The organism is Borreliella carolinensis, assembly GCF_032595855.2.
GTDB lineage: Bacteria > Spirochaetota > Spirochaetia > Borreliales > Borreliaceae > Borreliella > Borreliella carolinensis.
In genome coordinates, this window is sequence record NZ_CP179459.1 from 24,521 (window position 1) to 30,610 (window position 6,090).

The following is a 6,090-nucleotide window of genomic DNA, read 5'->3' on the forward strand; positions in this document are numbered from 1 at the left end:
AAAAAATTAAAGAAATAATTTAATATAGGAGAGGAAATCAATGATTATTAATAAAATAAAACAAAACAATAGAACCTTAAGACCAGAGATACAAAAATGGGGTTGTTACTTTTTGTGTCTGCATTATTATACAAGTCTATTTAAGAAACGTGAATTTAATGCTTATGAAATAAATACAGCGTATTATAGATTTATAGGACTTGGTTATATTAAGAGTAATTGTTTTATTATGAATCCATGTATGATACTTAATTACTATGGGATTAGAAGTAGTGTAAGATATGAGTCTTCAAATTATTTGGGTGCAGCAAATGAATTTGAAATAAGTGAAGTTAAAATCGATAAGGTTAATGGGTATCACTTTATAGCAACAAAAAATAAAGAAATATTATATGATTCACTTGACTTGAAACCCCGAGGAAAAGTATTTAAAGTAACTTCAAAACGTATATTTAAACTGAAATAGTTTTACTAAAGTTTAAGGTTATTTTTCATGCATTTATAAGCGTGAATTTTATTAGCAGCAGAGAGTCCGTAGATATTATCAATTTCGGAAGTTGAATGATATTTCATAAGCTCTTTAATTTGGAAAGAATTATAACCATTAGATTTTAAATATGAAATAAACAAATTTCTAAATAAATGAAGCGATTTATTAGCACGAAATCCTGATTTTTTGAGAAGATTTTTAAATTTTCTAGAAATATTGATAATATCAATTTGATTATCTTTAAATTTATGTTTAGTTTTTTGGAAAAGATAAGTACGCCGGGAGTCAAGATTTTTTTCATTAAAATAATTTTCGTGAGCGGATTGAATAGCTTGGAATTCTTCAGAATTAATGATAATTTCCCTAATACAAGTAACATTTCTTTTTTTAGCAATATTTACTTTTATATTGTAAAAAGTTTCTCCAGTTTTATTTAATAGGGGAGTAATATCTTGCATTTTTACTTTTTGAAGTTCTGCACCCCTGCAGCCACTTATTGCAAGTAGATGTAGAAACCAACCAGAAATTGGGTCAATTTGTTTTAATGTTTTGACGCATTTTTCAATTGTTTTACTAATTTTTGGGGTTAAATAAAATTTAGGAGTTGGTTTTGAAGATTTTTTCTTTGGTTTAGATGAATTTTCGAGTGAATTTTTAAGAATTTTGTTTTCATTTAGTAAATTTTGATAGTTTTTTACCAGGTTAAGCATAAAATCTATACCCAAATTATTTAAATTAAAATAATTATTAGTATCCATAAAATCCTCTCCTTATAAGCGTTACTTTTAAGTAAAGTAAAAGTAATAAAAATTTATGAAAAATGTAATTTATATTGTATCAAAAACAAAAAATTTTAGTCAAATTTTGGATGTTCTCATTGCAAGCGAAATTTAGGTTGTAGTGTGGCTGTGATAAACAGAATGGGCAGTTTTTGAGAGTGTCGGCTAAGAAAGACTATATACTTTAGCTGATATATAGCAAAGACTTTGAAATTTAATTTGTATGTGTTTTGTAGTCTTTTGTAATGAGTAGGGCATTTGCAATGGAGAGATTTTGGCGAGTTGGTTAAAATTACATTTTCGTTTTGTTAATATGTAACAGCTGAATGTAACAAAATTAGATATTTAAATCTTTGAAATATTGCAATTATTAGGCGTTGTGATAAGATTAGGACTTATGGAGTAAATTATGGATAAAAAAATAAAAATATTTATTATTTATATTGTTTTTGTTTTGATAAGTTCTTGTAAAAATCATACTTTATATGATGGGCAAAGTAATGATGAGATAAATCATACTTTATATGATCAGCAAAATAGTGGTGAGCCAAAAGTTAAAAAAATAGAATTCTCTAAATTTACTGTAAAAATTAAAAATAAAGATAATAATAGCAACTGGAAAGACTTGGGAACTTTAGTTGTAATAAAAGAAAAAGATGGTATTGAAACAGGCTTAAATAATGATAATCAAGGAGGAGGACATGCTTCTACATTCTTTTCATTAGAAGAGGAAGAAGTTAATAACTTTGTAAAAGCAATGACTAAAGGGGGAACATTTAAAGCTAGTTTGTATTATGGATATAAGAATGAACAAAGTACTACGAATGGTATCAAAAATAAAGATATAATAACAAAGATAGAAAAAATTGATGAATCTGAATATATTACATTTTTAGGAGATAAAATTAAGAATTCAGCAGATAAAGTTGCTGAATATGCAATATCATTAGGAGAACTTAAGAAAAATTTAAAATAGAAGTTAGAAATATAGGAGAGAGCGTATATGAATAAAAAAACATTGATTATTTGTGCAGTTTTTGTGCTGATAATTTCTTGCAAGAATTTTGCAACGAGTAAAGATATAAAACAAAATGCAGAAGGGAAAATTAAAGGATTTTTAGATAAGGCTTTAGATCCAACAAAAGATAAAATTACTTCAAGTGGTCCAAAAGTAGATGAAGTAGTAAAAAAATTACAAGAAGAAGATATGATGCAGGGCGATGATCCTAATAACAGTGTATTAAATCCGCCACCAGCATTGCCTGCAAGTGATCATGCTAATACGCCGGTACTAGCAGTAAAAGTAGCAGAACAAAATGGTGGTCAACAAAAAGAACAAGCAAAAGAATCTGAAGCTAAAGTTGAAGAAGAAAAAGGGAAAGAAAAAGAAGAGGTAGAGGGAAAGGCTAAAGTAGAAAAAGAAAAAAGAGAAAGAGAAGCAGCAGAACAACAAAAACGACAACAAGAAGAGCAACAAAGAAAAGTCAAAGAAGAAGCAGAAAAAAAAGCTAAAGAAGAACAAGAAAGAGAAGAACAACAAAAACAAGAAGAAGAAAAGAAAGTTAAAGACAAAATTAAAACACTTACAGACAAAATAGATGAAATAAATACGGATGTTGATGATATAAATAGTAAAACAATTGTAGGAGCACAAGAAGTTATAGATGAAGTTACAGGGCCTGTATATGATGATTTCGTCGATGGTAAAAATTCTATACGAACAACTTGGGGAGATTTAGAAGAGGAATCAGAAGAAGAAGGATTAGGGAAATTGCTGGAAGAACTAAGTAATGCTAGAGATAAATTAAGAAATAAATTAAATGAGGGCAATAAACCACATACTGGTGTCGAGAAAGAACCCGATTTAAAAGAAAATGTAAATGTTAGCGAAATTAGTTCCGAATTAACCGAACTAAAATCAAAATTAGAAGAAGTTAAAAAATATCTTGAAGATAAAGATAATTTTGAAACAATTAAAGAATACATCGATGAGAGTAATTCATATTGATAAAGAATTTTAAATGTAACTAAATTTTGTATATACAAAATAACAGCTAGTTTGAGAAATAATAGCTGTTATTTTTTTATAGATTTCATTGTTATGAATATAGTAATGTTTTCTATTAAAGTTTTTATTCAAAAAATGCCAAAAACTATTGTTAAAAATATTGTTTATTTATATACTCTCTAGAGTTATGATGTATATAAATGAGATTTCAGATTTTTATGATTGCTTGAGTCCGGACACAAAAAAGGAAATAAGCAAACTTTATGGAGTTAAACAATTAACTCTGAAACAAAAAAAGGATTTTTATAGAGGTTTTGTATCAATACAAGAATACAAAAGAAAAACTGGAAAAAGTATTGATGAAATCGTAGATGATATTGTAGATCCTGCAAAAAATTTTATTAAAGACGTTCTGAAAGATAAGCATATAATAGAAAAGTATAAAAATTTCCAAAATAGGAAGTTTGATTGTAGCTACAAGAAAGGAATGCTAGAAAAATGTTTGGAAAAGATGGGTGAGAAGTATTCTACCCGGTTTTTGAGGATTGTTTCTAATATTATGGAGGAGATTGGTAATAAAGATCCAGAACGAGAATCAATAAATGTGGTTCTCGACTTTGTAGAGATACTATTTATAATCATGCACTATTATGATAAGGGAATTTGCACAAGGAAGTATCTTCTGAAAACAATAAAAGATTTTTCCAAATTAGTATAATCAGGTTATTCCAAAATTCAATAAATTAGTTAATTGCTATTTATAAGTCAATAAAAGTCGATAAATATCAAACATCTGTCAATAGATATTAATAAGATAATAGTTAATGTTAACAATTAACAAATTGCTTTACTATTTAGAGTAACAAGTTGTTAATTTTGTTATTTTAGAGGATTTTTTTGAAAAAGGTTAAAAGATCTTTTGATGATTATGTTGCATATTTTAGAGAAGGATTGTTAAATGATAGAGAAATAGCAGCTAAATTAGGAGTTTCTAAGGTGAATGTGTGGAGGATGAGGCGAAAATGGGAAAGTGGAGAAAGTTCTGTTAACGAGGAATCTAGATTATCAATTAGTGAAGATACTTTTGAGCACCTTTTATCACAAACTTTTAAATCAGAAGTTAACGCTAGGAAAGTTATAAGCGAATTAAATTTAGAACGGGCTAACTTAGAATTAGGGTTTATACGTTCATTTAAACAATATTTTGGTGTTGAGCTTGTTAGCATACGTACTAAAATAGAAAATTTAAGAAACGAAATTGATGCATTAAATAAAGCAAGTAATAAAAAAAATAAGTTAGTTGATAATGAAGAAATTAATTCTTTGAAAAGTGAACTTAATGAATATGTAAAGGAATATTCAATAAGAGAAATGGAGCTTTATTATGAATGTATGAAAAAACTTGCTACGCTTCACGGGACTGAAAGCAAAAACAACTATAAAAATAGTAAAGGGCACAAGTGAACTTATATCAAACAAAATTTTTTACAACACTACAAAAGGAATACAAAAATAAATATGGAGTTGACATATCACAATTTATAAAGCTAACAACTTATTCAATTGATTTTGATAAATTTGAAGAAAAACAATTAACTTTAAAGCAAAAGAATATAATAAAAAGCATTCAAAAGAATAATGAAAAAAAGATTATACTTAGCGGTGGTATAGCTAGCGGCAAGACGTATCTTGCATGTTATCTTTTTCTCAAAAGTTTAATTAAAAATAAAAAGTTATACTCAAGTGATACGAATAATTTCATTATTGGGAATTCACAACGTTCAGTTGAAGTTAATGTTTTGGGACAATTTGAAAAGCTATGCAAACTTCTTAAAATTCCTTATATTCCAAGACATACAAATAATTCATATATTCTGATTGATTCACTGCGAATTAATCTATACGGTGGAGATAAGGCAAGTGATTTTGAAAGATTTAGAGGAAGTAATTCGGCACTCATTTTTGTGAATGAGGCTACAACTTTGCATAAGAAAACTTTAGAGGAAGTCTTAAAAAGACTACGTTGTGGACAAGAAACCATTATTTTTGATACTAATCCTGATCATCCAGAGCACTATTTTAAAACCGATTATATTGACAATATAGCAACTTTTAAGACATATAATTTTACAACTTATGACAATGTTCTACTTAGTAAAGGATTTATAGAAACACAAGAAAAGCTATATAAAGATATACCATCATATAAAGCAAGAGTTTTGCTAGGAGAATGGATAGCAAGCACAGATTCAATTTTTACACAAATAAATATTACTGATGATTATGTGTTTACTAGCCCAATAGCATACTTAGACCCAGCATTTAGTGTTGATGGGGATAACACAGCATTATGTGTTATGGAGCGAGTTGATGATAAGTATTATGCTTTTGTATTTCAAGATCAACGACCAGCCAATGACCCGTATATTATGAATATGGTTAAGACCGTTTTAGAAAATTTCAATGTACATACACTGTATTTAGAGGATAGAGACAATACAAAAGGTGCTGGTGCATTGACCCGTGAATACGTGCTACTTAGGAAAAATATGAGTCATTATTTTAGAATTACCCCAGTTAAACCAAAGTCTAATAAATTTAGCAGAATAACAACGTTAATTACGCCGTTTACTTACAAAAAACTTTACATTACGAAATACAGCAGTTCTTCTGTATTTAATGATATTTATTCGTATAAGGGGGATAGCAAAACCCATGATGACGCTCTTGATGCAATATCCGCAGCATATTTGATGTTGTCTTTAGGATATAGAGAGAGAAGTGTTCACTTTGGCAATCAAAGATTTTTGTAA

At 27.9% G+C, this 6,090-nt stretch carries 7 protein-coding genes; 6 read left to right on the plus strand and 1 reads right to left on the minus strand.

The features are described from left to right. The first annotated feature begins 40 nt into the window (after positions 1-40). A complete protein-coding gene (locus tag QIA46_RS05820) occupies positions 41-466 on the plus strand; it encodes a DUF261 domain-containing protein (RefSeq protein WP_418905987.1) in 426 nt (141 codons plus the stop codon). 5 nt (positions 467-471) lie between these two features. Here QIA46_RS05820 and QIA46_RS05825 read toward each other — a convergent pair whose 3' ends face one another. Continuing rightward, positions 472-1,248, minus strand: coding sequence for a site-specific integrase (locus QIA46_RS05825; protein WP_418905988.1), 777 nt, complete (start codon positions 1,246-1,248; stop codon positions 472-474). Positions 1,249-1,678: 430 nt separating this feature from the next. Between QIA46_RS05825 and QIA46_RS05830 the strand changes: the two genes are divergently transcribed. The 5 genes from QIA46_RS05830 (at position 1,679) to QIA46_RS05850 (ending at position 6,090) form a co-directional block, all read left to right on the plus strand. Beyond that, positions 1,679-2,245, plus strand: a complete 567-nt coding sequence (locus tag QIA46_RS05830) for an Erp family outer-surface lipoprotein (protein WP_418905989.1) — start codon at positions 1,679-1,681, stop codon at positions 2,243-2,245. A 27-nt stretch (positions 2,246-2,272) separates the two neighbouring features. After that, a complete protein-coding gene (locus QIA46_RS05835) occupies positions 2,273-3,277 on the plus strand; it encodes an ErpC protein (protein WP_418905990.1) in 1,005 nt (334 codons plus the stop codon). Positions 3,278-3,467: 190 nt separating this feature from the next. Beyond that, positions 3,468-3,995 carry a DUF643 domain-containing protein gene (locus QIA46_RS05840; protein ID WP_012621345.1) on the plus strand — a complete coding sequence of 176 codons (528 nt, stop codon included), beginning with the start codon at positions 3,468-3,470 and terminating at the stop codon, positions 3,993-3,995. 179 nt (positions 3,996-4,174) lie between these two features. Beyond that, complete coding sequence (locus tag QIA46_RS05845; protein ID WP_418905991.1) at positions 4,175-4,741, plus strand: DUF603 domain-containing protein; 567 nt, start codon at positions 4,175-4,177, stop codon at positions 4,739-4,741. After that, on the plus strand, positions 4,738-6,090 hold the full coding sequence (locus QIA46_RS05850; protein WP_418905992.1) for a PBSX family phage terminase large subunit: 1,353 nt from the start codon (positions 4,738-4,740) through the stop codon (positions 6,088-6,090). Before QIA46_RS05845 ends, QIA46_RS05850 begins: the two co-directional genes overlap by 4 nt.